This is a genomic window from Nocardioides sp. Root151 (assembly GCF_001427925.1).
In the GTDB taxonomy this organism is placed as follows: domain Bacteria; phylum Actinomycetota; class Actinomycetes; order Propionibacteriales; family Nocardioidaceae; genus Nocardioides.
Map to the genome: position 1 here is coordinate 112,595 of NZ_LMGG01000001.1, position 25,181 is coordinate 137,775.

The 25,181-nt window shown below is 69.1% G+C and carries 22 protein-coding genes; 7 read left to right on the plus strand and 15 right to left on the minus strand.

Annotated features, from left to right (window positions below; genetic code table 11):
* Positions 1-7 precede the first annotated feature (7 nt).
* The 3 genes from ASD66_RS00590 to ASD66_RS00600 all read right to left on the minus strand — a co-directional run bounded on the left by ASD66_RS00590 (position 8) and on the right by ASD66_RS00600 (position 4,023).
* A complete protein-coding gene (locus ASD66_RS00590) occupies positions 8-1,189 on the minus strand; it encodes an acyl-CoA dehydrogenase family protein (RefSeq protein WP_056687150.1) in 1,182 nt (393 codons plus the stop codon).
* Positions 1,190-1,300: 111 nt separating this feature from the next.
* Positions 1,301-2,335, minus strand: coding sequence for a ferredoxin--NADP reductase (locus ASD66_RS00595; protein ID WP_056687153.1), 1,035 nt, complete (start codon positions 2,333-2,335; stop codon positions 1,301-1,303).
* Positions 2,336-2,346: 11 nt separating this feature from the next.
* Positions 2,347-4,023, minus strand: coding sequence for an FAD-binding protein (locus ASD66_RS00600; RefSeq protein ID WP_056687156.1), 1,677 nt, complete (start codon positions 4,021-4,023; stop codon positions 2,347-2,349).
* Positions 4,024-4,173: 150 nt separating this feature from the next.
* Here ASD66_RS00600 and ASD66_RS00605 point away from each other — a divergent pair, with 150 nt between their 5' ends.
* Complete coding sequence (locus ASD66_RS00605) at positions 4,174-5,346, plus strand: hypothetical protein (RefSeq protein ID WP_056687158.1); 1,173 nt, start codon at positions 4,174-4,176, stop codon at positions 5,344-5,346.
* Between the two features lie 39 nt (positions 5,347-5,385).
* A complete protein-coding gene (locus ASD66_RS25600; RefSeq protein ID WP_082599266.1) occupies positions 5,386-6,237 on the plus strand; it encodes an IclR family transcriptional regulator in 852 nt (283 codons plus the stop codon).
* Between the two features lie 21 nt (positions 6,238-6,258).
* Here ASD66_RS25600 and ASD66_RS00615 read toward each other — a convergent pair whose 3' ends face one another.
* Together ASD66_RS00615 and ASD66_RS00620 are read right to left on the minus strand one after the other, a co-directional pair.
* Positions 6,259-7,425, minus strand: a complete 1,167-nt coding sequence (locus tag ASD66_RS00615) for a Rieske 2Fe-2S domain-containing protein (RefSeq protein ID WP_056889748.1) — start codon at positions 7,423-7,425, stop codon at positions 6,259-6,261.
* A 184-nt stretch (positions 7,426-7,609) separates the two neighbouring features.
* Positions 7,610-8,356, minus strand: coding sequence for an SDR family oxidoreductase (locus ASD66_RS00620; RefSeq protein ID WP_056889749.1), 747 nt, complete (start codon positions 8,354-8,356; stop codon positions 7,610-7,612).
* Between the two features lie 186 nt (positions 8,357-8,542).
* Here ASD66_RS00620 and ASD66_RS00625 point away from each other — a divergent pair, with 186 nt between their 5' ends.
* Both ASD66_RS00625 and ASD66_RS00630 read left to right on the plus strand, forming a co-directional pair.
* Complete coding sequence (locus ASD66_RS00625; RefSeq protein WP_056889750.1) at positions 8,543-9,313, plus strand: SDR family NAD(P)-dependent oxidoreductase; 771 nt, start codon at positions 8,543-8,545, stop codon at positions 9,311-9,313.
* Positions 9,314-9,345: 32 nt separating this feature from the next.
* A complete protein-coding gene (locus tag ASD66_RS00630) occupies positions 9,346-10,050 on the plus strand; it encodes an EthD domain-containing protein (RefSeq protein ID WP_056889751.1) in 705 nt (234 codons plus the stop codon).
* Positions 10,051-10,105: 55 nt separating this feature from the next.
* Here ASD66_RS00630 and ASD66_RS00635 read toward each other — a convergent pair whose 3' ends face one another.
* The 9 genes from ASD66_RS00635 to ASD66_RS00675 form a co-directional block, all read right to left on the minus strand.
* Positions 10,106-10,630, minus strand: a complete 525-nt coding sequence (locus ASD66_RS00635; protein ID WP_056889752.1) for a nuclear transport factor 2 family protein — start codon at positions 10,628-10,630, stop codon at positions 10,106-10,108.
* 53 nt (positions 10,631-10,683) lie between these two features.
* On the minus strand, positions 10,684-11,850 hold the full coding sequence (locus ASD66_RS00640) for a sulfotransferase family protein (RefSeq protein WP_235529918.1): 1,167 nt from the start codon (positions 11,848-11,850) through the stop codon (positions 10,684-10,686).
* 44 nt (positions 11,851-11,894) lie between these two features.
* Entirely contained in the window at positions 11,895-12,710 is an 816-nt protein-coding gene (locus ASD66_RS00645; protein ID WP_056889753.1) for an SDR family oxidoreductase, read from the minus strand.
* A complete protein-coding gene (locus ASD66_RS00650; protein ID WP_056889754.1) occupies positions 12,707-13,963 on the minus strand; it encodes a sulfotransferase family protein in 1,257 nt (418 codons plus the stop codon). Before ASD66_RS00650 ends, ASD66_RS00645 begins: the two co-directional genes overlap by 4 nt.
* A 121-nt stretch (positions 13,964-14,084) precedes the next feature.
* Complete coding sequence (locus ASD66_RS00655; RefSeq protein ID WP_056889755.1) at positions 14,085-16,433, minus strand: arylsulfatase; 2,349 nt, start codon at positions 16,431-16,433, stop codon at positions 14,085-14,087.
* On the minus strand, positions 16,430-17,983 hold the full coding sequence (locus ASD66_RS00660; protein WP_056687197.1) for an FAD-binding protein: 1,554 nt from the start codon (positions 17,981-17,983) through the stop codon (positions 16,430-16,432). The genes ASD66_RS00655 and ASD66_RS00660 overlap by 4 nt, the downstream gene beginning before the upstream one ends.
* Entirely contained in the window at positions 17,980-20,337 is a 2,358-nt protein-coding gene (locus tag ASD66_RS00665) for an arylsulfatase (protein WP_082564079.1), read from the minus strand. Before ASD66_RS00665 ends, ASD66_RS00660 begins: the two co-directional genes overlap by 4 nt.
* Positions 20,334-21,257, minus strand: coding sequence for a carboxymuconolactone decarboxylase family protein (locus tag ASD66_RS00670; protein WP_056687200.1), 924 nt, complete (start codon positions 21,255-21,257; stop codon positions 20,334-20,336). Before ASD66_RS00670 ends, ASD66_RS00665 begins: the two co-directional genes overlap by 4 nt.
* The gene (locus ASD66_RS00675; protein ID WP_082564080.1) at positions 21,257-21,628 is read right to left on the minus strand and encodes a nuclear transport factor 2 family protein; all 372 of its coding nucleotides are present in this window, start codon (positions 21,626-21,628) and stop codon (positions 21,257-21,259) included. The genes ASD66_RS00670 and ASD66_RS00675 overlap by 1 nt, the downstream gene beginning before the upstream one ends.
* 168 nt (positions 21,629-21,796) lie before the next feature.
* On the opposite strand from ASD66_RS00675, the gene ASD66_RS00680 reads away from it, so the two are divergent.
* The 3 genes from ASD66_RS00680 to ASD66_RS00690 all read left to right on the plus strand — a co-directional run bounded on the left by ASD66_RS00680 (position 21,797) and on the right by ASD66_RS00690 (position 24,657).
* The gene (locus ASD66_RS00680) at positions 21,797-22,780 is read left to right on the plus strand and encodes an alpha/beta fold hydrolase (RefSeq protein ID WP_200949817.1); all 984 of its coding nucleotides are present in this window, start codon (positions 21,797-21,799) and stop codon (positions 22,778-22,780) included.
* A 90-nt stretch (positions 22,781-22,870) separates the two neighbouring features.
* Complete coding sequence (locus ASD66_RS00685; RefSeq protein WP_056687206.1) at positions 22,871-23,911, plus strand: LLM class flavin-dependent oxidoreductase; 1,041 nt, start codon at positions 22,871-22,873, stop codon at positions 23,909-23,911.
* On the plus strand, positions 23,908-24,657 hold the full coding sequence (locus tag ASD66_RS00690; protein WP_056687209.1) for an SDR family NAD(P)-dependent oxidoreductase: 750 nt from the start codon (positions 23,908-23,910) through the stop codon (positions 24,655-24,657). The genes ASD66_RS00685 and ASD66_RS00690 overlap by 4 nt, the downstream gene beginning before the upstream one ends.
* Positions 24,658-24,675: 18 nt before the next feature.
* Here ASD66_RS00690 and ASD66_RS00695 read toward each other — a convergent pair whose 3' ends face one another.
* Positions 24,676-25,140: a nuclear transport factor 2 family protein gene (locus ASD66_RS00695; RefSeq protein WP_056687212.1), complete on the minus strand. Its 465-nt coding sequence runs from the start codon at positions 25,138-25,140 to the stop codon at positions 24,676-24,678.
* Between the last annotated feature and the right edge of the window lie 41 nt (positions 25,141-25,181).

Genomic DNA, 25,181 nt, shown 5'->3' on the forward strand with positions numbered 1-25,181 from the left:
GGGCCGGTCAGATCATCGAGCGCATCGGCCCGGCCGGCGGGTCGACGTCGAGGTTGGTCAGGGCCGAGGCGTGGAAGACCGAGCCCGGCACGTGGATCGCGTGTGCCATGCCCATGTGGGCGTCGCGCCAGAAGCGCTGGATCGGGTTGCTCATGCGCATCCCGTTGCCGCCGGAGCGACTGACGATCTCGTCGACGGCGCGTACGGCGCGCCAGGCCGCCTGCACCTGGATCCGGCGCCCGACGGCGCGCTCCTCGAAGGTCGCGGTGATGCCTGCCTCGGCCTGGTCGTGGAACCGGCTGATGTTCTCGATCAGGGCCGTGCGGGAGGCGGAGATCTCGGCGGCCGCCTCGCTGACCGCGTACAACGAGTAGGGGTCGTCCTTGATCTTCGTGCCGGTGACCGAGGTGCGGCCCTTCTGGTAGGCCAGGTGGTGGGCCAGGGCTCCCTCGGCGATGCCGATCACGGCCGAGGTGATGCCGAGCGGGAAGGCCTGCGAGAACGGCACGCGGTAGAGCGTGCCGAGGCCGGCCTCGATCGCCGCCGAACCGTCGGCGAGCTTGTCGTAGGCGAGCACCCGGTAGTCGGGGATGAAGGCGTCCTTGACGATGATGTCCTTGCTGCCGGTGCCCTTGAGCCCGACCACGTCCCAGGAGCCCTCGACGATCTCGTAGTCGGCGCGGGGCAGCACCACGTGGTACATCTGCGGCGGCATCAGCGCCTCGCCGGAGTCGTCGCCGAGCCAGGCGCCGAGGAAGATCCAGTCGCAGTGGTCGGTGCCGGAGGAGAACTGCCAGTGCCCGTTGAACACGTAGCCGCCGTCGACCGGGCGCAGCACGCCCATCGGTGCGTACGGCGAGGCCAGCCAGGTGTCCTGGTCCTGGCCCCACACCTCGTCCTGGACGCGGGAGTCCAGCATGGCCAGCTCCCACGGGTGTACGCCGACGATGCCGGCGACCCACCCCGAGGACCCGTCGAGGCTGGCGATCTTCATGACCGTCTCGGCGAACTCGCGCGGGTGCGACTCGAGGCCGCCGTGCGTCTTCGGCTGCAGCATGCGGATCACGCCTGACTCGCGGACCAGCTTCGCGGCCTGGTCGTCGAGCTTGCCCAGCGCCTCGTTGGCCGGCCCGAGGGCGGCGATCTGCTCCGCCGACTCCATCACGTTGTCGAGCACCTGGTTCGTCATGCGTCTTCCTCGCTTCTCGGGCCTTGTGGTCTGGGACCACAGTTGCGCGCGAACCCACCCGATGGGCGAGGTCTCTCGCTCAGTGAGAATCGCCGGTTCTGGTGCTCGTCGTCACTGGTCGTAGGTGATCCGGAGCCGGTCGCTGAGCGGGACTGCCTGGCACCCGAGCACGATGCCCTCGGCGATGTCCTCGGCCTCGAGGACCTCGTTGCGCTCCATCTCCAGGTCGCCCTCGAGGACGATGCAGGCGCACGCGCTGCAGTTGCCCTCACGACACGAGTACGGCGCCTCGAGGCCGGCGGCCAGCAGCACGTCGAGCAGCTTGTTGCTGCGCGGCCACGCCAAGGTCGTCGTCGCTCCGTCGAGGGTGACCTCGACCGTGCTGGTCGGGCCGGCGTCGTCGAGCTCGACGACCGAGTCGGCGAACGGGTCGCTTCCCAGCGAGAGGAACTTCTCGTGGTGCACACGATCCGGGGTGACCCCGGCCTCGGAGACCGCGGCCGTCACCGCGTCCATGAACGGCTCCGGGCCGCACATGAACACGTGCCGGTCCGCCCACATCCCGGCGAGCTGCTCCAGGGTCCGCGCCCGGGGCAGTCCCTGCACCGACTCGAGCAGGTGGATCACCCGCAGGCGGTCGTCGTACGCCTTCTCGAGAGCGACCAGCTCGTCACGGAAGATCACCGACTGCTCGTCACGGTTGGCGTAGACCAGCGCGACGTTGCCCGAGCCCTCGTGCAGCGCCGTCTTGAGGATCGACATGACCGGGGTGATCCCGCTGCCCGCGGCGAAGAGCAGGAAGTCGACGTCGAGGGAGCGCGGGGTGAACGTGCCGGACGGTGCCAGCACCTCGATCACGTCGTCGACCCCGAGGTGGTCGCACACCCAGTTCGAGCCGTAGCCACCCTCTGTCCGCTTGACCGTGATCTTCAGCCGCTCGTCCAGGGACGGTGAGCTGGACAGTGAGTAGCAGCGCGCGGCGCCGCCCTCGCGGTCGGTGGGGATGTTGAGGGTGAGGAACTGGCCCGGCCGGTAGCCGAAGTGGGAGGCGTCGGCGGTCTCCGGCTCGACCACGATCGAACGGGCGTCCGGGGTCTCGGCGATCACCTCGACCACCCGGACCTTGAAGGCGCGCTGCTGCGACATGGCCCCTGTCCCTACCGCTGTGCGTCTGCCACGTGGGCAGGAGTGCGTACGGCGTGCCGGGCGGCCACGTAGCCGAAGACGATGGAGGGCCCGATGGTGCCGCCGGCTCCGGGGTACTCGTTGGCCATCACCGAGGCGGACGTGTTGCCGGTCGCGTAGAGGCCCTCGATCACCGAGCCGTCGGCCCGAAGGACGCGGGCGTGCTCGTCGGAGACCAGGCCTCCCTTGGTGCCGAGGTCACCGGCCTCGACCTTGACCGCGTAGTAGGGGCCCCGGTCGAGGGTGTCGATCGCCGGGTTCGGCAGGGTGGGGTCGCCGTAGTAGCGGTCGTAGGCGCTGTCCCCGCGACCGAAGTCGGCGTCCTTGCCGGACCGGGCGAAGCCGTTGAACCGCTCGACGGTCGCGGTCAGCTTGTCGGCGGGCACGCCGATCTTGCCGGCCAGTCCGGCGATCGTGTCGTCCTTCACCACGGTGCCCGCGTCGTACCACGGTGCCGGGAAGTCGACTCCGGGCAGCACCCGGGCGAACGGGTAGCGGGACCGGGCCTTGGCGTCCATGACGAACCAGACGGGGATGTGGCCGCCGTCCAGCTGGTCGTGCACGAAGTTGACGTACGGCGCAGCCTCGTTGGTGAAACGCTCACCGGTGCGCGCCGAGACGATCACCGAGGGCGGGATGGACCGCTCGGAGACCAGGGGCACGATCGCGCCGGCGGGGTGCTTGACCGATGGCATCCACCACGCGTCGTCCATGAAGTCGGTGTCAGCGCCGAGGCGCTCGCCGGCCAGGATGCCGTCGCCGGTGTTGCTCCGGGCGCCACCGCTGATGTCGTCCTTGCCGCCCTCGGGCAGGTGCTGCTTGCGCATCTCGTCGTTGTGGTCGAACCCGCCGGTGGCCAGCAGGACTCCCTTGCGGGCGCGGATCCGGGTCGGCACGCCGTCGCGTTCGACGACGACGCCGGTCACGACGCCGTCCTCGACGACCAGGTCGGACATCGGCGTCTCGAGCCAGACCGGAACGCCGGCGTCCTTGAGCGCCAGCCGCAGCCGGGAGACCAGGGCCCGACCCGTGGTGGCCATGTGGCGGCGGCGGATCACGTTGGAGGAGACCCGCCAGGCGGCGACCACCGACATCCACCGGCCGCGCCACGTGCGCTTGACCATGGCGAGGTCGTGGTAGTCCTTCGCGGTGACCCAGAGCCCGAGCGGTCCCGCCATGCCGTTGGGGTGAAGTCGCTGCTCGTCCTCCCCCAGCTTGCGGGTGTCGAACGGCTTGGCCTCGATGGAGCGGCCCAGCGCCCGCCCACCCTCGAGCTCGGGGTGGTAGTCGGCGTACCCCTTGACCCAGAAGAAGTCGACCCACTTGCTCTTCTCGAGCAGCTCCATCGCGGCCGGGCCGTTGTCGATGAAGGCATCGATCCGGGCCTGGGAGACCTTGCCCTCGGTGAGGGTGTTGAGGTAGGTGCGGATCGACTCACGGCTGTCGTCGTGACCGGCTCGGCGCAGGGCCGGGTTGTTCGGGATCCAGATTCCGCCACCGGAGATGCCGGTGGTTCCGCCGAACACCGCGGCCTTCTCCACGATCAACGTGTCGAGGCCCGAGTCGGCCGCAGTCAGGGCTGCCGCCATGCCGCCGCCACCGCTGCCGACAACGACGAAATCAACCTCGTGGCTCCATGTCTCTTCCATGGTCGAGGACGCTAGTCAAAGCGCTCCGGGGCGCCGTCCCGGATCCCGATCACCGGGACCCGATCGACCTCGCCGGGACGCCGGCGGCGGTAGCCTTGGGGCTGGGGGACGACACACGACCCCAGCCAACAGCTCGCCGGAGGACCCTGCGTGAACGCCGACGTTCTCGAATCCGTGAGGACACTGCTGCCCGACATCCGGAAACGAGCCGAGCGCACCGAGCTGGACCGCAAGGTCTCGACGCAGACCATGTCGGCGCTGACCGCGAGCGGGCTGTTCCGGATGCTCCAGCCGCGCACCCACGGTGGCCTCGAGAGCGACCCGAAGACGTTCTTCACCGCGATCCGGGCGGTGGCCGCCGCCTGCGGTTCGACGGGCTGGGTGGCCTCGATCATCGGCGCCACCCATTGTCACGTGGCACTCATGGAGCCCCAGGCAGCCGAAGACGTCTGGGGCAAGAACCCGGACGCCCGGGTCACCGCGTCGTACGGCCCGGTCGGGCGGATGACGCCGGAGTCCGACGGCTATCGACTCAGTGGCGAGTGGAACGCCGCGGCCGGAGCCGAGCACGCGGACTGGTTCCTGCTCGGCGCGCTCCTGGTCGGACCGGCCCACGACGTCGTCGACTACTCCGTGGCGCTGGTGCCGCGCTCGGACCTGACGCTGACCGATGACTGGAACGTGGTGGGACTGCGCGGCAGCGGCAGCAAGGGCGTGGTGGTCAGCGGTGTGGTCGTCCCCGCCCATCGGGTCTACGCGTCGATTGGCCGCACGCGGGTGGAGGAGCGTCGGAGCGAGCCCGGGACTCCCGCGCTCTACCGCATCCCGCTGATCGCGGTCTACAGCACCTCCATCAGCGTCCCGCTGGTCGGCACCGCCGAGGGAGCCTACGACTACCACCTCGACCGGATGCGCGACCGCGCCCAGTTCAGTCACGGCGGCAGCAAGGGCAATGACGACAACTTCCTCCATGCCGCCCTCGCCCGCGGGTTGACGGAGCTTGATGCGACGGTGCTCCAGGTCGATCGCAACCTCGACGAGCTGTACGACCTGGCAACCCGCAACGCGGCGATCCCCGTGGAGACCCGGTTGCGCGCTCGACGCGACCAGGTGCGCAGCACGGAACGGGCAGTCGAGGCCATCGACCTGCTGCTCAAGGTCTCGGGCGGGCACGGCGTGCGCAACAGCACCGTGATCCAGCGATGCTGGCGTGACGTGCACACGGGCGCGGCACACCTGGTGAACAACGTCGAGCAGAGCCTGGTCCCCTACGGGCGTTGGGCGTCGGGATACGGGGTCGACGACGCCCTGATCCTGTCCTGAGCACTCCTGCACGAGCACCATGAAGAAGGGTTCCATCCGATGACTTCGACCGACGCCGACGGTGCGTCCTCGGCCCCTCCCTCCATGGTCGAGCGCATGACCCTGATCCTGGAGATGTTCGACGACCGCGCCGTGCGGCTGCGTCTCGACGAGGTCTCCAGCGGCACGGGTCTGCCGCGGTCGACCAGCCACCGGATCCTCGAGCAGCTGGTGCGCCTGCGCTGGCTGCGGCACAGCGAGGGCGGCTACGGCCTCGGCCAACGGGCCATCCAGCTGGGCGGCGACGTCGGGCACCACGACCAGCTGAGGTCGGTCGCCGTGCCGCTGCTCCAGGAGCTGCACGACAAGACCGGTCGCGTGGTGCAGCTGGGGATCCTCGACTTCTCCGACGTGGTCTACCTCGACCAGTTCGGTGCCGGCTCCCTGCCCGGGCTGCCGAGCCGCGTGGGCGGCCGGGCACCGGCGTACGCCGTGGCGTTGGGAAAGGCGCAGCTCGCCTGGGTGACGCCCGAGGAGGTCGATGCGCTGTTCGAGGGCGGTCTGCGACCCCGCACCCCCGCCACCATCACCGATCTGTTCGTGATGCATCAGGAGCTTCGCCGGATTCGCGGCCGGCACGGCCTGACGTTCGAGAAGGACGAGTACGTGCAGGGCGTCTCCGGAGTGGCCTCGGCGATCCGCGGTCCCGAGGGACCCGTGGCCGCCGTCGCGCTGTGTGGCTCCTCGGCCAAGCCCCTTGAGCGCTATGTGCCGCTGGTGCTCGACGCCACCCGACGGATCTCCCAGCGACTGTTCCCCGACAGCTCCCCCGAGGACCGGCCGTCCACCGTCTGGTCGGACGGCATGATGGAGAACATCCTCGCCCGGCTCGACGACGATGCCATCATGTGAGTCCCGACGTGCGGGTCCGTGTCAGGCGGGTGCCCCGGCCGTCTCCTTGAGCGCGATGTTCTGCTCGACCTCGGCGGTCCAGGCCTTCACTGCGGCGGTGGTGTCGATCTCGAACTCGAAGCGATCGGTCATCTCGGGGGTCACGTCGGCGACGTCGACGTAGAACTGCTGGTACCAACGGCGCAGCTGGTAGACCGGGCCGTCCTCCTCGCAGAGCAGCGGGTTGTCGATGCGGGTCTTGTTCTTCCAGATCTCGACGTCCTGCATGAAGCCGGTGAGGATCCCCTGCCCGGTTCGCTGGGCACCGGCCTCCGCGGCCTCGGCCGTCATGCCCTCGCGTCGCTTGACCCTGAGCCCGAAGATCAGCATGAAGCTGTTGTTGTCGATGGGATAGTGGGCGTTGATCAGCACCGACGGGTTCGACCCGTCCTCGAACTTGTGGTCGAGGTGGTCGATCATGAACGACGGTCCCCAGTAGGCGGCCTCCGACTCGGAGCCGATGAACTTGGGGGCATCCGCAGCAGCGACCGCATCCTGCTGGTGCACGACGTCCTCGCGTTGGACACCGTCGAAGTACTGCGTGGCGACGTGTCCCTCGAAGACGTTCTTGAAGTACGTCGGGAACGACTTGTGCACGTAGAAGAAGTGCGCCATGTCGACCACGTTGTCGATCACCTCGCGACAGTTGGTGTCGACGACCATCTGGTTCCAGACCCAGTCGGTCCACTCACCGTCGTTGAACTTCTCGATGACCGGAATGGTGACCTCCGCAGGCGGCGGGTTGCCCTCGGGGTCGTTCCACACGAAGAGCATGCCGTCCTGCTCGAGGGTCGGCCAGGCCGCGGTGCGGGCCCGCAGCGGGACTCGGCGGGCGTAGGGGATGTTCTTGCAGCGGCCGTCGCCGCCCCAGCGCCAGTCGTGGAAGGGGCAGGCGATCTCGTTGCCCTTGACGGTGCCCTGGGACAGGTCGCCGCCCATGTGCCGGCAGTAGGCGTCGAGCACGTTGACCGTGTCGTCCTCGCCGACGAAGACCACGAGCTTGGTGCCGAACGCGGTGATCGAGTGCGGCTGGCCGTCGCGGAAGTCCCGGGCCAGGCCCAGGCAGTGCCAGCCACGCGCGAACCGCGTCTCGACCTCGGCCGCCTCGATGGTGCGGACCTCGTTCTCGTTGATCTCGGCTACTGACATGCTCAGCACGTTCCCTTCCGCCTGCAGGCCGACTGGTGTCGACCTGCTTCCACTGGTTCGGGAAACGTAACGACGGCGAAGGGGCACTCCGGGGGCGATCCTGATGATCGGGACTGCCGCCGGGACCAGCCTTGCGGCGGCCCGGCGGCAGTCCCGGTCGGTGGAACGTGTCGCGACCCGAGGGTCAGAAGCCGGCGCCCGCCGACATGCCACCGTCGATGACGAACTCCGAGCCGGTGGAGTAGCTCGAGCTGTCGCTCGCCAGGAAGAGCACCATCTCGGTGACCTCGTGGGCGTAGGCCATCCGAGGGATCGGGATGTTGGCCATCGGTCCGTTCGAGCTGTCCACGTCGTCCTCGGCCCTGCCCAGCATCGGTGTCGCCACACCTGCTGGATGGACCGAGTTGACCCGGATGCCCTTGGGGCCGAGCTCGATCGCCGCCGACTTGGTCAGGCCCCTCACCCCGAACTTGCTGGCTGCGTAGGCGGTCAGGTTCATCCCGCCGACGAGCCCGTTGAGCGAGGAGATGTTCACGATCGACCCGCCTTCGCCCATCACCGCGCTTGCGTACTTCAGCCCGAGCCACTGCGAGACCAGGTTGACGTCGATGACCCGACGAAAGTCCTCCAGGGAGGTCGAGTCCAACGACCCGAAGCCCAGGATCCCGGCGTTGTTGACGAGGACGTCGACCCTGCCGAAGGTCGTCATGGCGAGGTCGACGATCGCCGCCCACCCTTCCTCCGACGTGGCATCGTGCGGCAGGAAGCGACAATCCTCCCCCAGCTCCTTCTCGAGCAGCCGCCCCTCGTCCTCCAGCACGTCGCCGAAGACGACCCGTGCGCCCTCGCGCAACAGACCGCGCACGTGCGAAGCGCCCATGCCGCGGGCACCTCCGGTGACGATCGCGACTCTTCCTTCCAGCTTGCCCATGTGTCGGTGTCCTCTCGAGTGGGGTGCCCGGGTGCTTCGGCAACTGGACGCTAGGCGCGATCCAGAGGACCACTGACACACGATCCCGGACACCGGGATCGTCGCCAGGGACGTGATCCGGGCCACTTAGCGTCAGGAACAAGTCACCTCCACCGGACCGTGGTCCGGCCACCACGAAGGAGAACCATGCACCGGTTCGAAGGCAAGAACATCCTCATCACCGGAGCCTCCTCGGGCATCGGCCAGGCGTCCGCTGTCCGCTTCATCGCCGAAGGTGCCACCGTGTTCGGCCTCGGCAGGAGTGCCGAGGGCCTGAAGGAGACCGAGGGCCTGGTCGAGGACCCGGCGCGCTTCCGCTCCCACTTCGTCGACATGACCGACGACGACAGCATCGTCGATGCCGTGCGGGCCGCAGGTGAACAGCTCGACGGCCGCATCGACGTCGTGTGCAACGTCGCCGGCGTCTCGCTGCGCACCCCGATCGACACCTTCGACAGCGACCTCGCGCGCAGGATCGCCCAGATCAACTTCATCGGCCCCCTCTTCCTGATCAACCAGGCACTGCCGTTCATCCCTGCGGGCGGCACGAGCAGCATCATCAACATCGCCTCGACGTCGGCCACGCAGGCCGTGCCGACGATGGCGTCGTACGCCGGGTCGAAGGCCGCGATCGTCTCGGCCTCGCTCACCTTGGCGATCGAGCTGGCCCCGCAGCGGATCAGGGTCGTGCCGATCTCCCCCTCCGGCGTGCAGACGAAGATGATGTGGGAGATCTGGGAGCAGATGAAGGACTACCAGGGCGAGTGGCTCAGCCGCCTGATCCACCCGTGGGGCCAGGAGGAGTCCGCCACGGCCGACGACATGGCCGCCGTGATCGCCTTCGCCGCATCGGACGAGGCGCGCTACTGGAACGCCTCGGAGCTGCGGCTCGACGGCGGCGCCCGCGCGTCGTTCTGAACCGTCCGACCCTTCGAACGAGGAGTACCTCTGTGGAGAAACTGATCTATGCCGTGACCTGGCCGGCCGACGCTGACACCGAAGAGCTGTCCACCCGTCTGCGAGGACCCGTGGCCGACGAGCTCCGAGCCTCCGGCGCGCGTGGTCTCCAGGTCAACGTCTCCGACTCAGCCGTCGCGTCGGCGACCCTGCGACGTCCTCCGTCCGGACACCGGGTGGACGCCGTGGTCAGCCTGTGGGTGGACAGCTGGCGCGACGCCGTCCGTGGGCCGTTGGAGCGTTCCCTGCTCTCGGTGGCTGACACGATCGCCGGTTGGGTGGTCACCGAGAGCGTCCCGATCGAGCCGTCGGATCCCTCACCGGGCGAACGGACACCCGGCCTGTCGAACATCGCCTTCATCCGACGGCGGGAGGCGATGTCGCATCCGGACTGGCTCGACTACTGGCACAACCACCACACGGACGTCGCGATCGAGACCCAGGCCAGCATCGGATACGTCCAGAACACCGTGGTGCGCAGTCTCACGGCCGATGCCTTCCCGGTCGACGCGATCGTGGAGGAGCTGTTTCCCATCGAGGCACAGTCCGACCAGCACGTCTGGTACGGCAGCGGCGGCGACCAGCGCGAGCTCGATCGCCGCATGGGCCTGATGTTCGAGAGCTGTGCGAAGTTCCTCGGCCCTGACGTCGGCGTCGTGCCCTCCAGCCGGTTCGTGCTGAGCTCGCCGTTCGCCTGAGTGGCTGGTGCCGGCAGGGCAGGCGCATCCGGCTGCCCTGCCGGACGCAGGTCTCCTACTTCGTGGGGAGTCTGCGACCGTGGTCGGCCAGGTAGTGCGCGCTCAACGCCGGCGGCTCGGGGTCCTGGGTGACGGTCTCGTAGATCCGGAAGTAGCCGGTCTCGATGATCTGCCAGGCACCGTCGGTCTTGAGGTACTGGTCTGTGTAGATCGCGGTTCCGACCGTGGTGCACGCCCGGGCCAGGTTGATCGCGACGTCGGAGAGGTACCACTTGCCGGTCGCCTCGGTCGCGCTGTGGACGTCGATCTCGGGGTGGTGGCCGTTGTGCTGTCCGACGAACTCCGCGTGGAAGGAGTTGGCGAGCGTCTCGAGGTAGTCATCACGGTTGTCGAACTCGAGGCGGTAGTGCCCACCCACGATGTTCGCGCGCATCTTCGGGTGCAGCAGCTCCCGGAGCTCGCTCCAGTTCGCTGTGTCGAGGCACCGGAAGTACGCGTACTTCACCCGCTTGATCGCCTCGATGTCCTTCAGGACCCGGACGTCGTCGCGGAGCTGCTCGAACTCGGTCAGGTCAGCCATGGTGCCTCCGTCTCGGGCGTCATGCCCTGTTGTCCCGTGGAGCCGCGCCGTCCTCAGGAGACCGGTGTGGCGGTCGTGAAGTGTCCGTCCACGTAGCCCGCGAACTGGGCGTCCACCTCGGCCTCGGTCAGGCCGAAACCGGCGAGGTCGTAGGTGTGCACCGGACGCCGTTCACTGGCCAGGCTCTTCTGGTGGCTGGCCGTCACAGCCGCGCGCACCTCGTCGTGCAGTGGCAGGCCGAACTGCTCGTGGATCCGCGCCACGACACCCGGGGCGTCGGCCACGAAGTCCTCGTAGTTCACGTCGATGAACTGGCTCGGGTCATGGCGCTCACGGGCCTTGGCGAACTCCCGTGCTCCTCGGGACCAGAGCTCGAGGGAGTTGCGGCCCACCTGCTTCGCGTCGTACGTCGTGGACGTGCCCTTGCTGGCCGTGTGCACCAGGCTGCTCACCGACGCGACGATCGTGCGCGGGTCCCGGTGGGTCTGGATGATCAGGGCATCGGGATAGGTGTCCATCAATGCATCCAGGCCGAAGAGGTGGCTGGGGCTCTTGAGCACCCAGTGCCTGTCGGGGTCGTTGAGCCCGATCATGCGCAGCATGTCGCGGTGGGCGTCGTACGCCGGCGCCAGGTCCTGGCCCGCCAGCCAGGACGAGTAGGTCGGCAGGTGCGCCGTGTTCTGGAAGGCGATCGAGCGGAACGAGAGCCGCTCCGCGCGCCAGCACTCCTCGACCATGTCCGCGGACATGAAGTGGATGCCCTTCATCTCGGGCTTCTCGGCGTCGTGCTGGGTGAGCGACTCCACCATGCGCCGGCGGTCGGGATTGTCGTCCCAGGTGTTCCTCGGCGGTCGCGGCTGCGGGGCCTCGGTCAGCCAGTGCTCGAGGCCCTGGCTCGCGGGGTCGAGGCAGAGCAGCCGGTGCAGCGCGGTGGTGCCGGTGCGCGGCAGGCCGGTGACGAAGATCGGCCGCCGGATCGCGACCTGTCCGGCCTGCGGCCAGCGTGCGTACGCCTGCTGCAGGCGGAGCCTGGTCTCCAGCACCGTACCGAGCATGGCCTTGGTGCGCACCATGCCTGCCTCGGTGAGCCCGGCGTCACGGACGTAGCTCTCCATCAGCACCTGCATCGGCTCCCGATAGCCGGGGTCGCCGAAGTCGTCGAGCCCGGCGCGGGCCGACGCGGCCTCATGGAGTTCCTCGATGGTGCCCAGAGTGGTCACGGTGATCCTGGTCCTCCTCGCGGCGGTTCGTCGCCGCAGTGTCGTCAGTGGTGGGTGTGACCGCAGGTCACGTCGAGGCACTGGCCGGTGATCCCGCTGGCCATGTCGGAGGCGAGGAAGACCGCCGCATCGGCGATCTCGTCCGGGGTCGGCAGCCGGCGAAGGTCCGTGCCGGCAGCCACCTCGTCGTACACCTCGTCGAAGGTGACGCCCGAGGCCTCGGCCCGTCGCTCGAAGGAGCGGCGCACCTTGTCGGCCCAGATGTAGCCCGGTGCCACCGAGTTCACCCGCACGCCGTGGGGCCCCAGCTCCACGGACAGGCTCCGCGCCGCAGCGAGGAGAGCGGCCTTGTCCATGCGGTAGGCGCCGAAGCCGGGCAGCCGGTTGCGCAGCACCATCGAGTTGATCAGCACGACCGCACCGCTGTTGGCGACCAGCGTCTTCTGGAGCTGTTGCACCAGTCCGACCGAGGCCAGCACGTTGAGGTCGGTCCAGCCGCGGATGGCCTCGACGTCGGTGTCGAGGAGCCGTTCCTGCGGCGGCTGGACGAACGCACTGTTGACCAACGCGTCGACCCGGCCGAACTCGTCGATCGCCCGCTGGACGAGCTGCTCACGCGACTCGGGGTCCGTGATGTCCGTCGGTACGGCGAGGGCACGCCGACCGAGGGCGGTCACCTCGTCGGCGACCTCTGCCAGTCGTTCCGGCGTGCGCGCTGCCAGCACCACGTGGGCGCCGGCCTGGGCCGAGCGGACGGCCAGTGCCCGGCCCAGGCCGGGGCCGATGCCGGTGACCAGGACGACCTTGTCGGTGAGCAGCGGCGCTGCCAGGGCGCGCGAGTCTTCGACGCTCTCGGTCACTTGACCTCGATCCGGACCGGGTGGCGCTCGAGGTAGGCCTCGAACGGCTTGCGGACGTCCTCGGGCTCGACCCCGAAGTGGCCACGCAGGTCGTAGACGATGCGTCCGTCGCGACCCTGGGCGTTGTTGTCGATGAACGCCTGGATCTCCGCCCGCGACTTGTCCGTCATCTCGATGCCGGCCTTGTCGTACACCGCATTCACCGCCGACCAGTTGTCGGCCACCATCTCGTCGTAGTAGACGTCCACGACCTGGTCCTCGACCAGATGACGATCACGCACTCCCGCCTCCAGCAGGCGTTGGCTGAGGTCGCGCCAGTAGTCCAGGTGATGCGCGTAGTCGATCTCGTGCTGCCAGGTGCGGGCCATGTAGGAGTGCATGGTGGCGGCGGAGACGACCGCGCCGACAGGGTCACGATGGGTCTCCACCACGATCACGTCGGGGAAGACACTCAGCAGCGCTGGCAGGCTCTCGATGTGAGCCGGATACTTCGTCAGCCAGCGCTCGCCGGGCCGGTGCCAGTCCATGACCTGCATGCACAGCTTCTGGAACTCGTAGTGCTGGGTCTGGTCGTGCGCGAGGTGGTAGTCGCGCCACGGCTCGGCGTGCTGGAAGAGGTGCTCGGGATAGGTGCCGGAGAAGTTCGACGCCAGGATCTCGATGTCCTCCTCGATCCGCCACGGATCCATCGGGTGCCAGGACTTGATGTAGGGGTTGGCAGCCTGCGCCATCTCATAGTTCTCGGCCGCGCGGGTGAACCGGGGGTCGACCCCGTCCGGGCCCGCTCCGTCACCGTGTCCGGGCACCATCTGGTTGAGCTCCCACAAGGGAGCGCCCCGGAATCTCGTGTCGGCCGCGAGGAGGTTCACCAGGTGGGAGGTGCCACTGCGGAAGAGTCCGCTCACCATCACGGGCGCGGCGATCTCGATGTCACGTACTTCGGGGTGGCGGGCCGCGAAGTCATGGACGCGCATCCGGTTGGAGAGGAACTTCGTGGACAGGCCGAGCATCGCCATCCGCGCCATGTTCGTGCGGTTCGGCTCGTGGGCGACGTCGATCCAGACCTGGAGCCGTTCGTCCCACCCGTCATCGGGCCCGACGTCCTCGATCCCGGTCATCGCACGGGCACCGGCGACAACCGCGTCGACGCTGTAGTCGACCGGGTTTGCGTTCGCGTAGTCGACCATCTGCTGTTGGGCCGGTGTCAGGACCGGGTCCAGCAGGTCGTCGAATCTCAGTTCCGTGGCGGCCATGGCGTGCTCCTCAGTCGAAAACGTCCTCTGGGGCAACCTTCGCGGCGGAGGAGGCCGGGCGGCTGGGTGGTCCCAGTGATCGGGATCACCTTTCACCGCCCGGCCGCCCGGCAGCGCCACGTCAGTGCGTGGTCATCACGACGCGTCGCCGCTCCTCCACGCTGGGGCCGTCGACTCGCTCGGCGAGGTCGATGCGGACCTGCTTGAGCCCACCTCGATAGGCGTTGTCACGCGGGAGTGCGGCGTACTCCTCGGTGACGGGGGTGCCCCGGTCACGCCCGACGTCCATGGTCTCGTCCATCGAGAACTGGAAGCCGATCGTGCGCTCGAGGCGGCCCGACCCGCACACTGCCCCGTCGACGGTCAGGACGACGTCGGCGCCCTTGCCCACGCCTCCCCCGTCGTAGGTGACCTCGAGCCCCACCACGTGGTCCCCGGCCGGTACGGCGGAGTCCCCACGGATCCAGGTGCGTTCGCCGGCACGGTTGTAGCAGTAGACCGGACAGCCGTCCTTGACGTAGAGCGACCAGCCCGAGAACCGTCCGCCCTGGGCGATCAGCACACCGTCGGCGCCGCCGTCCGGAACCGTGAGGTCGGCGGTGATCGTGAACGACGTGTTCTTCACGTCGGGCGCGATGCCCTCTCGCAGTCCGTGCATGGACGGCCGCAGGGTGACCGAGCGCCGGTCACCGAGCAGGTCGGGTCGTGGCGCCGCAGCCGGGTCGAAGCGCTCCTGCATGCGGTCGTCCAGCGGCAGCACCTGGTAGCGGCCGGCCTCGACCAGGAACTTCGCCTTGAGCTCCTCGAGCTTCTCGGGGAACTTCTCGGCGACGTTCTCGGCCTGGGTCCAGTCGGAGGTCGTGTCGTAGAGCTCCCAGACGTCCTCGGCGAAGGGCGGGGCCGGGCGGTAGGGCCGGCTCCATGGCATCGACATGTGGCGGGTGACCGCCGTCCAGCCGTGGTCGTAGATGCCCCGGCTGCCATGGATCTCGAAGTACTGCGTGGTGTGGCGTTCCTCGGCGTCGGGGTCGGTGAAGGTGTCGGCGAACGACGTGCCCTCCATGGGCGCCTGGGGCACGCCGTCGACGACGTCGGGCACCGGGATGCCGGCGGCCTCGAGCACGGTCGGCGTCAGGTCGACGCAGTGCTGCCACTGGTGGCGCACGCCGGCCTCGGTGATCCTCTCCGGCCAGTGCACGATCATCCCGTTGCGGGTGCCGCCGTAGTGCGAGGCGTACTTCTTCGACTGCTGGTAGGGGGTGTTCATCGCCAGCGCCCAGCCCGCCGGATAGTGCGGGTAGGTCATCGGGCCGCCCAGCTCGTCGAGCTGCGCGACGATGTCCTCCACCTTGTAGGGCACCCGGTTGAGGTTGCACACGAGGTTCGCCGAGCCGTTGATGCCGCCCTCGGCGGCCGCACCGTTGTCGCCGAGCATGTAGACGACCAAGGTGTTGTCGAGCTGGCCGAGGCCCTCGAGCGTGTCGATCAGCCTGCCGATCTGGGTGTCCATGTGCTCGGCGAACTCGGCGTACAGCTCCATGAGTCGCTCGCACACGATGCGCTCGTCGTCGCCCATGGATTCCCAGTCGGGCACGTCCGGGTCGAACTCCGGCAGCGTGGCGTCCTGCGGCACCAGGCCGAGCTCCTTCTGCCTGGCCAGGGTCTCTTCCCGCTGGGCGGTCCAGCCCCGCGAGAACTCGCCGCGGTAGCGACCGCGCCAGGACTCGGACTCGGGCACGTGCAGCGGGTCGTGACAGGCACCGAAGCTCAGGTAGGTGAACCACGGGCGGTCGGGCTCGAGCGAGCTCACGTTCTCGATCCAGGTGGTGGCCTGGTCGACCAGGTCCTCGGAGAGGTGGTAGCCCTCCTCCGGGGTGCGCGGCGGGTCGATCGGGGTGAAGCCGTCGATCAGCGCCGGGGTGAACTGGTTGGTCTCGGCACCGATGAAGCCGTAGAACCTGTCGAAACCCTCGTTGAGCGGCCAGCGGTCGAACGGACCGGTCTCGCCGACCTCCCACATGGGCGTCTGGTGCATCTTGCCGAAGGCCCCGGTCAGGTAGCCGTTGCCCGACAGGATCTCCGGCAGCGTGGCCATCGTGTCGGGCCGGATGCAGTCGTAGCCGGGTGACGAGGTGGCCATCTCGGGCACGGTGCCCATGCCCGCGCTGTGGTGGTTGCGACCGCTGAGCAGCGAGACCCGGGTCGGCGCACAGATCGCGGTGGTGTGGAACCGGGTGTAGCTCAGCCCGCCCGCGGCCAGTCGGTCGGCAGTCGGCATCCGGCACGGGCCGCCGTACGCCGACGAGGCCCCGAAGCCCATGTCGTCGACGAGGATCACCAGCACGTTGGGGGCGCCCTCAGGTGGGGAGACCCGCTCCCGCACGGGGAACGCCGGGTCCTGGTGCACGCGGTCGACGGAGGGCGCAATCGTCTGCCGTGGCTGGGGAACGGGCAGGATCTTGCGGTTCACTTGTCACCCGCCATGTCGAGTGCCGCGAGGTGGCTGAAGACCATGCTGGTGCCGACCGGATTGCCGCCGCCGGGGTAGACCGTGCCGCTAGGGGCCGCCATCGAGTTGCCGGCGGCGTAGAGCCCACGGATCACGGCACCCTCGGGGTCCAGCACACGTGCGGAGGCGTCGGTTCGCAGCCCGCCCTTGGTGCCAAGGTCGGAGAGGCCGAAGGCGGCCGCGTGGAACGGGCCCTTCTCGATCGCCACGAGCGGCGACTCCCCACCGGAGAAGGACCGGTCGTAGGGCTCGTCGCCACGGTTGAAGTCGTCGTCATGACCGGCCTCGACGAAACCGTTGAACCGCGCGACGGTCTCGGCCAGCCGGTCCGCCGGCACCCCGATCTTCGCCGCCAGCTCGTCCAGGGTGTCGGCGCTGAACCACAGCCCGGCCTCCTGGTAGTCGCGGGTCTCCCCCGCCGGCACGCTGGTCGCCCGCACCGGGGGCCGCTCGCCGTCGCGGTCGTCGTAGACCATCCAGAACGGCAGCGTCACGTCGCCGGCAGCGATCTTGTCGATGACCTCGCGGCCGATCCGGTCGTAGGCCCAGGACTCGTTGACGAAACGCTCACCGTTGTCGTCGACGAAGATGCCGCCGGTGAACCAGAGGGAGAACGTCGAGGACCCGTCGGGGTGGGTCAGGCCCGGTGACCACCAGGCCTCCTCCATCAGGTCGGTGTCGGCGCCGACGTCGATGCCGGCCTTGATGCCCAGGCCCAGGTTGGTGGCCGGCCCCATGGCGTCACGGGACGCGCCGGGCACGCCGTACGCCGTCCGCATCTGCTCGTTGTGCTCGAAGCCACCGGCCGCGACCAGGACGCCACGCCTGGCGCGGATCCGGCGACGGACTCCTGCCTGGGTGACGACCGCTCCGACCACGGCGTCGCCCTCACGGACCAGTTCGTCGCACGTGGTGTCCAGGCGCAGGTCGACCGCCTCGCGGCGGGACAGCGCGAGCAGCAGTCGGCCGATGAGCGCCTGTCCGCCGTCGATGCTCTCGGGCAGCGGTGCGCCGGCGCGCTCGACCGGGAGCGTGGAGCGCAACGAGTCGCGCAGGGAGCCCAGCTCGTCGGGTCGCAGCGACTTCATCATGATGTGCCGGCCGGTGGCGCTGGCCTTCGGTGCCGAGCCGTAGTAGTCCGGCCACGGGAAGACCAGGAACTCGAAGTCGTCGTCCTGCTCGAAGTAGTCGACGAGCCGGGCGCCGGTCTCCAGGTAGGCGTCCTGAAGCTCACGGGGGGTCCGGTCACCGACGATCGAGCGGTAGTAGGTCGTCGCGTCACGGAAGGTGTCGGTGCTCCCGGCCCGCTCCAGCACGGCGTTGCAGGGGAACCACATGCCGCCGCCCGAGTAGGCGGTGGTGCCGCCGAAGCGGTCACTCGCCTCGGCGAGGATCACCGAGAGCCCTTCTCGTGCCGCGGTGTAGGCGCCGGTCAGGCCACCGCCACCCGAGCCCACCACGAGCACGTCGCACTCGTCGTCCCACTCCGTCGTCGTTGTCGTGTCGCTCATTCGAAGGCCATCCCGATCTCTCGTTGTCGTGCCAGGGTTTCCGGTCCGGTGCCGGGGGCATGGGCTCCCGGTGTCCAGGTGACTGCATGCAGGTCTCCACGCCAGGCGAAGGTGCCCTCGGCGTCGAAGCGTTCCCAGCTCACGGGTGAGCCGCGGTCGACGCCGATGTCGATGCCCTGGAACATTGCCTGTCCCATCGGCATGACCAGGCCCTCGGCGCTGCCGCGGGGCTCGCCCGCGACTCGTGCCCGTACGTCGACCAACAGGCCGCCGGTGCCCGCCTCGACGTCGAGCACGATCTGCTGCGGGCCGGGCGCGAGGAGCCCGAGGTCGAGCACGTCGACGGTGCCCGAGTGATTGTGGAAGTAGCTGAGCCGGTCGCCGTCGACGGACAGCGAGTAGCCGCCGCTCTGGCAGCCGTGCGCGAAGAGCACGCCACGGTCACCGGGACTGAAGTCGAGGTCGACCGTGACGGTGAACGAGCGCCGGTAGACCAGCATCAGCGACCGATAGCGTTCCAGCGTCGGCGTGCCGGGCACCAGGCGCACCGGCAGGGCGTAGACGTCCTCCCGCTCGGGTCGCAGGTTGCGCATCAGGCCGGAGCCCTCGTTGAGCGGGAACACCTGGTTCTCCCAGGCGGCTCGGTCCCAGCACGCGGCCAGCTCGGCGACCAGGTCGGGGTGGTCCTTGGCCAGGTCGCGGGTCTCGGTCGGGTCGGTGCGTACGTCGTACAGCTGCCACTCGTGGTCGCCGAACGGAGTGAGCGGGCGGTGCCTGGTCACGATCTCCCAGCCGTCGCGGTAGTAGCCGCGGTGGCCCTGCATCTCGTAGTACTGCTCACGATGGGTCTCGGGCGCCTCCGCGTCGGAGAGCGTGGGCAGGAAGCTGGATCCGGCGAGGGGCTTGAGGGGTACGCCGTACCGCTGGTCGCTCGCCGTCGCCCCGGTGACCTCGAGGAGGGTCGGGAACAGGTCGGTCACATGGACGTACTGCCGCCGCAGACCGCCGCCGTCCGTCGTGAGCCCGGCCGGCCAGCTGACGATCGTCGGCACCGAGTGGCCGCCGGCGTGGGTGTTGGTCTTGTAGAGCCGGAACGGCGTGTTCGAGGCCATCGCCCAGCCGCGCGGGTAGTGCGGCAGCGACCGTGGCCCGCCGATCTCGTCGATGCGGGCGAGGTCGCGGTCGAACTCGGCGTCCATCCCGGCGCCGCCGCCGTGGTAGTGCCGCAGCACGTCGAAGTATTGGCTGCTCCCCTGCGTCTCACCGTCACGCGAGGCCCCGTTGTCGGAGGTGAAGAGCAGGAAGGTGTTGTCCCACTCGCCGAGCTCCTCGAGCGCCGCGCGGAGCCGGCCCAGTGAGGTGTCGACGGACTGCACCATCGCGGCGTACACCTCCATGTAGCGGGCGAACACCTGCTTGCGCTCGGCGGGAAGCTCGTCCCACGGGGGCACGTCGTCGCCCTCCTCGCTGTTGCGCGGAGCCAGGGTCGTGCCCGGCGCGACGACGCCGAGCTCCTGCTGACGGGCGAACCGCTCGGCGCGAATCCGGTCCCAGCCGGCCTCGTAGGCACCGCGGTGCCTCTCGATGTCGGCGGCCGGCGCGTTGAGCGGCGCATGCACGGCCCCGTGGGCGAAGTAGAGGAACGCCGGCTTCGTCGGGTCGGAGGCCTTGACCGCGCGCATCATCGCGATCGCCTCGTCGGTGAGGTCGTCGGTGAAGTAGTAGTCGTCGGGGTGCTCGGCGGGCGTGATCCGACTGTTGTCGCGGTAGAGGGCATGCGGGTGGAACATGTCCGTCATCCCGTCCATGATCCCGTAGAACCGGTCGAAGCCGCGCTGCAGTGGCCACGACTTGCGGGAGCCGGTGTCGGTGACGTCGGCGTCCTTGCACAGGTGCCACTTGCCGACCATCAGGGTCGAGTAGCCGTTGTCGCGCAGCACCTCGGCGATGGTGCTGACGTCGTCGGCCAGCTCCATCGCCTGGCCCGGGAACCCCGGGTCGGCGTGGGCGACGTAGCCGATGCCGGCCGCGTGGGAGTTGCGCCCGGTCAGCATCGCGGCCCGGGTCGGCGAGCACATCGGAGTGACGTGGAAGTTCGTGTAGCGCACGCCTTCGTCGGCGAGGCGGTCGAGGTTGGGAGTCGCGATCTCGGAGCCGAAGCAGCCGATGTCGGAGTAGCCCATGTCGTCGCACAGCACGACGATGACGTTGGGTGCCTTCTCGGTGGCCCGTGGCCTCGGTGGCCACCACGGCTCGGATCCGGCGATGGTGCGACCGACCCTGCCGTCGAAGCCGGCGTACGCACGCCCCGCTTCGGGCAGGTCGTCGGGAATGCCTCTGGGGTCCGTGGTCATCGCAGCTCGAACCGACCGCCCGGTGTGGCGAAGACGCGCACCTGCTCCCCCACGCCATCGCCGTCCGTGCCGCGCGCTACCGCGATCTTGTTGCGGGCGTTGCGTACGACGTCCAGCACGATCTCGAGCGCTTCGGTCGGTGCGAACTCGGCATGCACCTGGTCGGCAAGGCCGTCCGGGAAGTCGCCGGGTCGCGCCAGGATCGCGTCGGCCAGGCGCAGCGCGACCGTGTGGCGGTCGGAGAAGCCCGCCGTCTCGTAGTCGTCGACCTGCGCGAAGAAGTCCTCAGTGCCGCCGGCCGCGAGCGCATCGGCATGCCGCAGCGACTCGCAGAGCCGACAGTGGTGCAGCCGCGCGCCGCGCAACCGGACCAGCTCGGTGGTGAGCGGGTCGAGGGTGTCGAGCCTGCTGATCTCGGTGGTCACCAGGTTCAGTGCATCGGTCAGTCCGACCCCGAGGTCGGGCGCCACGTCGGCCACCGGGTCCTCACCGAACAGCTGCCGGGTCGCCGCGCACAGGCGGAGCTCGGCGTCGACGGCGTACAGCACCTCGAGCAGCGCCTCGGCGTCCTCACCGAGCGCGTCGTGCAGGTCGGCCCGCTGCTGGTCGGTGCTCCCCGCCACGTCCAGCTGGAACTGCTCCGCGACGGAGAGGATCGCCCGATCCGTCGCCGAGAACGCCGGAGAGGTCGGCCAGTCGGCCAGCTTCTCGAGTCGTACGTCGCCGATCACCGGATGCCAGCCGTCGTCGACGCCGAGGAGGTGAGCCATGCGGAGGCGGACCAGGGCGTAGGTGCCCGAGGGCAGTGACCGGCTCGCCTCACGCTTCGCGCTCTCCACCATGGTCGCGATCGCGTGCAGTGCGTCCTCCGCCATGCCGGCCAGCTGGTGTGCCCGCCCCGAGGGACGCAGCAACGTCATCACGGCGTCGCCTCGGCGTCGGGGAGGACGACGATTCCGGAGATCAACCCCTCGTCGTCGACGGTGACGAGATCAGTCGCGGTCATCGACTTGGTGCCGTCGGGGGTAGGGATGTCGACACGGACCTGGAAGGCGCCCCGGTTGCCGACCACCGTCACGGGCCCGAGCCGGGTGAGCTTGAAGCCCAGGTCCTTGTACTGGTCGAGGAAGGCGAAGATCTCGTCGCGGCCGTGGCGCACCGGGGTGTCGATCGGCTCCTCGTGCGTGGCGGTCGGTGAGAACAGGCTCGCCGTCTTCTCCGGGTCACCGACGGTCATCGCGGCGATGTAGGCGTCGCACACCGCGACAACGGTGTCTCTGCTTGTGCTCATGGGAGGACTCCTCGGCGGGGTGCGAGACAGCCAGGCGGGCTGCCCTCCCGCATGAACGTAGGGAAACCGGTTTCGATCGGCAGCCTTGGTCCTACCCACTGGGATCACCGACCGCTCCCTCCGGACGGTGTCGGCAGGCTGTCGCCGGGACCCGGCCGAGGAGAGGACATGGACCCGATGACAGCATCCGATCCGATGCAACTGCGCGAGCGCCTGGTCGACGTCGGCGAGATCAGGATGCGGGTCCTCGAGCAGGGCACCGGGCCGGCGGTGGTGATGTGCCACGGGTTCCCGGGCCTCGCCCACAGCTGGCGCCACCAGCTCCCGGTGATCGCGGCCACGGGTCACCGTGCGATTGCCGTCGACATGCGCGGGTACGGCGGCACGGACCGGCCCACGAATCCCGCTGCCTACTCCCGCACCCACACTGTCGCCGACCTGGTCGGCCTGCTCGACGCCCTCGCGATCGACGACGCGGTGTTCATCGGTCACGACTTCGGCGCGGGGCTGGTCTGGGACCTCCCCCAGTGGGCGTCGGGCCGAGTGCGTGGCCTCTTCCAGCTGAGTGTGCCCCGGGCCGACACGTCACCGATGCGACCGAGCGCGGCGTACGCCCGGGTCGCGACGCAGCACTTCTTCCACATGCACTACTTCCAGCAGCCCGGAAAGGCCGACGCGGAGCTGGACGCCGACCCCGCCGGGTTCCTGAGCCGGGTGTTCTGGGCGCTCAGTGGCGGCTACCGCTACGCCGACATCTTCGAGCACACCAGCGAGGGCAACGGCTATCTCGACGTGCTCCCCACGGCACCTCGTCTGCCCTGGCCCTGGCTCTCCGAGGAGGAGTTCGGCCACTACGTGCAGGAGTTCACCCGCACAGGCTTCACGGGTGGACTGAACTGGTACCGCGCCGCGGATCACGTCTGGGCCGAGAAGCAGGAGCGGCCTGACGAGCCGATCACGCTGCCCGTCCTCTTCGTCACCGGCGACCGTGACCCGGTCCGGCAGATCACGGGCGCCGGATCGATGGACGCCATGCGTGCTTCGGTCCCCGGGCTGCTGGGTGTGCACGTGATCCCCGGCGCCGGCCACTTCGTCCAGATGGAAGCACCGGCTCAGGTCAACGACCTGCTCGTCGACTTCCTGACCCGGTAGCCGGGCGACCGAGGTCCCACCCAACAGGATCACCGACAGCGACTGCACGGACGCTGGCCAGTCTTGGGGCTCACGGTCCTTGGAGGTCCCATGCCCCGCACCGCCCTGCGCTTCACGTTCGCCCTGCCCGACCCGGATCCCGTGCAGCAGTCACACGTCTTCCGCGCAGCACTGGAGATGGCGCAGTTCGCGGACACGAAGGGCGTCGACCTGATCAGTCTCGATGAGCACCACTCGAGCGGTTTCGGCTGGAGCAGCAACCCCATCCTCACCGGCGGCATGATCCTGGCCAGCACCGAGCGCATCCGCGTGGGCGTGGCCGCGGCACTCGGGCCGCTGTGGGATCCGATCCGGCTCGCTGAGGACCTCGCGGTCGTGGACCAGGTGAGCGGCGGCCGGATGAGTGTCACCCTCGGACTCGGCTACCGCCCGGTCGAGTACGCCGCGATGGGCAAGGACTACAGCCAACGCGGCAAGCTGATGGACCAGTTGTTGGAGACGTTGCTGAAGGCCTGGACCGGCGAGCCGTTCGACCACAACGGCACCACCGTCGCGATCACACCGCGACCCCTCACCCAGCCGCATCCGTTCATCATGGTCGGCGGCTCGGCGAAGGCGACCGCCCGTCGCGCCGTCCGCTTCCGGCTGCCACTGCAGATCCCCGACCACCTCCCGGACCTGTTGGCCCACTACGAGGAGCTGTGCCGTGCTGAGGGCATCGAGCCCGTGGCCAACATGGTCGCCGCGCACCGCCCCGGAATGGTGATCCTGCACGAGGATCCCGAGCGCGCCTGGTCGCAGCTGGGCAGGCACCTGATGTGGGAAGCGGTCGAGTACGGCGCCTGGGCAGCCTCCGACATGAAGTCGGTGATGCACGTGCGCGGAGTCAGGTCCATCGAGGACGTTCGCGCCTCCGGTCGCTACCGCGTGCTCACTCCGGAGGAGTTACTCGCGGAGTTGGCCGAGCAGGGTCCGGAGGCATCGGTGACGCTGCACCCCCTGGTCGGCGGGATGCCGATCGACGAGGCCTGGAAGAGCGTGCACCTGCTCACCGACGAAGTCATCCCCCGGCTGCAGGCGCAGCATCTCCCCGGCACCGACCGTGCCGAGCGTTCGGCCGCCACCTCATGAGGCGCTTCGACGACAGGTCGGTCCTGGTGACCGGGGCCTCCTCCGGCATCGGCCGGGCGACCGCGGTGCGGCTGGTCGCCGAAGGCGCCCGTGTGTTCGGCGTCGGCCGGGACGAGGCCGGCCTGCGTGAGACTCTTCGCCAGGTCGCTGAGCCCGAGCGCTTCACGCCGTTCGTCGCGGATCTCACCGACGAGGACTCGCTGGTCTCCGCGGTCGAGGCGGCACGCGCCACGATGGGCTCGATCGACGTGCTGGCCAACGTCGCCGGCATGACCGATCTGACTCCGGCCGACGCCGTCACCGCCGAACAGCTGGCCCATGTCTTCATGGTCAACACCTTCGGGCCGATGCTGCTGTGCCGAGAGGTGATCCCCCACCTGCCGGACGGAACCGGGGTGATCGTGAACGTCTGCTCCACCGCGGCGACGCAAGCCCATCCCGGCATGTCCGGGTACGCCGCCTCGAAGGCAGCGCTCCTCTCCTACTCACTGAGCCTTGCCGCCGAGCTGGGCGAGCGCCGGATCCGGGTGGTGCCGATCTCCCCCGGCGGCGTACGGACCCCGATGATGAACGGAACCGTCGGCGCCCTGGACCCGACCTGGTACTCACGTCTCGCCACGCTCTGGCATCAACCGGGTGAGCCCGAGGATCTCGCCGCCGCGATCGCGTTCGCCGCGTCGGCCGACGGCGCCTACCTCAACGGTGCCGAGATGCGGGTCGACGGCGGTGCACGCAGCGCGATGTGACGAAGCTGCCAGGACCGGTCAGCCCTTCTCGACCATGCGTCGAGTGAGGCCCAGGGATTGTGCTTCGTCGAGATGCTGGCTCACGTCCCCGACCTGGTCGACCTGGAAGGTCCGGGTGTCGAACCACCAGCGACCGTCGCGGACGTGGAAGGTGTCGTGGTAGCGCCCCGTGATGATCGCCTGGAGCGGCAACGCCGCTGTCTGTTGGAACACGGTGTAGTAGCTGCGACAGGACGCCGTGCCACGTTCCTCGTCCACCTCGATGATCGCGTTGGTCGTCACGTGCTTGGTCCGCGGTGTGCCGTCCGCGTACAGCCTGGTCCGGTACGTCCGGCGGACGGCGTCGCTCCCCTCGGCCGGTGGCCCGTCACCACGTACGACGCGGCCGTGTGCGAAGAGTGCGGCGACGCCGTCCAGGTCGCCGTTGTCGATGCGTTCGGCGTAGAGGTACAGCAGGTTTTCAATCTCGCGGGCACTGTCCATGACCTTCTCCTCCTGTGGTTTCGGCACGCGCGCGGGGGTGA

Coding starts and splice junctions, on each gene's coding strand:
- ASD66_RS00690 (WP_056687209.1), top strand. CDS start 23,908: ATGAGGCGCTTCGACGACAGGTCGGTCCTGGTGACCGGGGCCTCCTCC.
- ASD66_RS00695 (WP_056687212.1), bottom strand. CDS start 25,140: ATGGACAGTGCCCGCGAGATTGAAAACCTGCTGTACCTCTACGCCGAA.
- ASD66_RS00615 (WP_056889748.1), bottom strand. CDS start 7,425: ATGTCAGTAGCCGAGATCAACGAGAACGAGGTCCGCACCATCGAGGCG.
- ASD66_RS00635 (WP_056889752.1), bottom strand. CDS start 10,630: ATGGCTGACCTGACCGAGTTCGAGCAGCTCCGCGACGACGTCCGGGTC.
- ASD66_RS00660 (WP_056687197.1), bottom strand. CDS start 17,983: ATGAGCGACACGACAACGACGACGGAGTGGGACGACGAGTGCGACGTG.
- ASD66_RS00590 (WP_056687150.1), bottom strand. CDS start 1,189: ATGACGAACCAGGTGCTCGACAACGTGATGGAGTCGGCGGAGCAGATC.
- ASD66_RS00685 (WP_056687206.1), top strand. CDS start 22,871: ATGCCCCGCACCGCCCTGCGCTTCACGTTCGCCCTGCCCGACCCGGAT.
- ASD66_RS00650 (WP_056889754.1), bottom strand. CDS start 13,963: ATGGCCGCCACGGAACTGAGATTCGACGACCTGCTGGACCCGGTCCTG.
- ASD66_RS00670 (WP_056687200.1), bottom strand. CDS start 21,257: ATGACGTTGCTGCGTCCCTCGGGGCGGGCACACCAGCTGGCCGGCATG.
- ASD66_RS25600 (WP_082599266.1), top strand. CDS start 5,386: ATGACTTCGACCGACGCCGACGGTGCGTCCTCGGCCCCTCCCTCCATG.
- ASD66_RS00665 (WP_082564079.1), bottom strand. CDS start 20,337: ATGACCACGGACCCCAGAGGCATTCCCGACGACCTGCCCGAAGCGGGG.
- ASD66_RS00625 (WP_056889750.1), top strand. CDS start 8,543: ATGCACCGGTTCGAAGGCAAGAACATCCTCATCACCGGAGCCTCCTCG.
- ASD66_RS00680 (WP_200949817.1), top strand. CDS start 21,797: ATGGACCCGATGACAGCATCCGATCCGATGCAACTGCGCGAGCGCCTG.
- ASD66_RS00620 (WP_056889749.1), bottom strand. CDS start 8,356: ATGGGCAAGCTGGAAGGAAGAGTCGCGATCGTCACCGGAGGTGCCCGC.
- ASD66_RS00595 (WP_056687153.1), bottom strand. CDS start 2,335: ATGTCGCAGCAGCGCGCCTTCAAGGTCCGGGTGGTCGAGGTGATCGCC.
- ASD66_RS00600 (WP_056687156.1), bottom strand. CDS start 4,023: ATGGAAGAGACATGGAGCCACGAGGTTGATTTCGTCGTTGTCGGCAGC.
- ASD66_RS00675 (WP_082564080.1), bottom strand. CDS start 21,628: ATGAGCACAAGCAGAGACACCGTTGTCGCGGTGTGCGACGCCTACATC.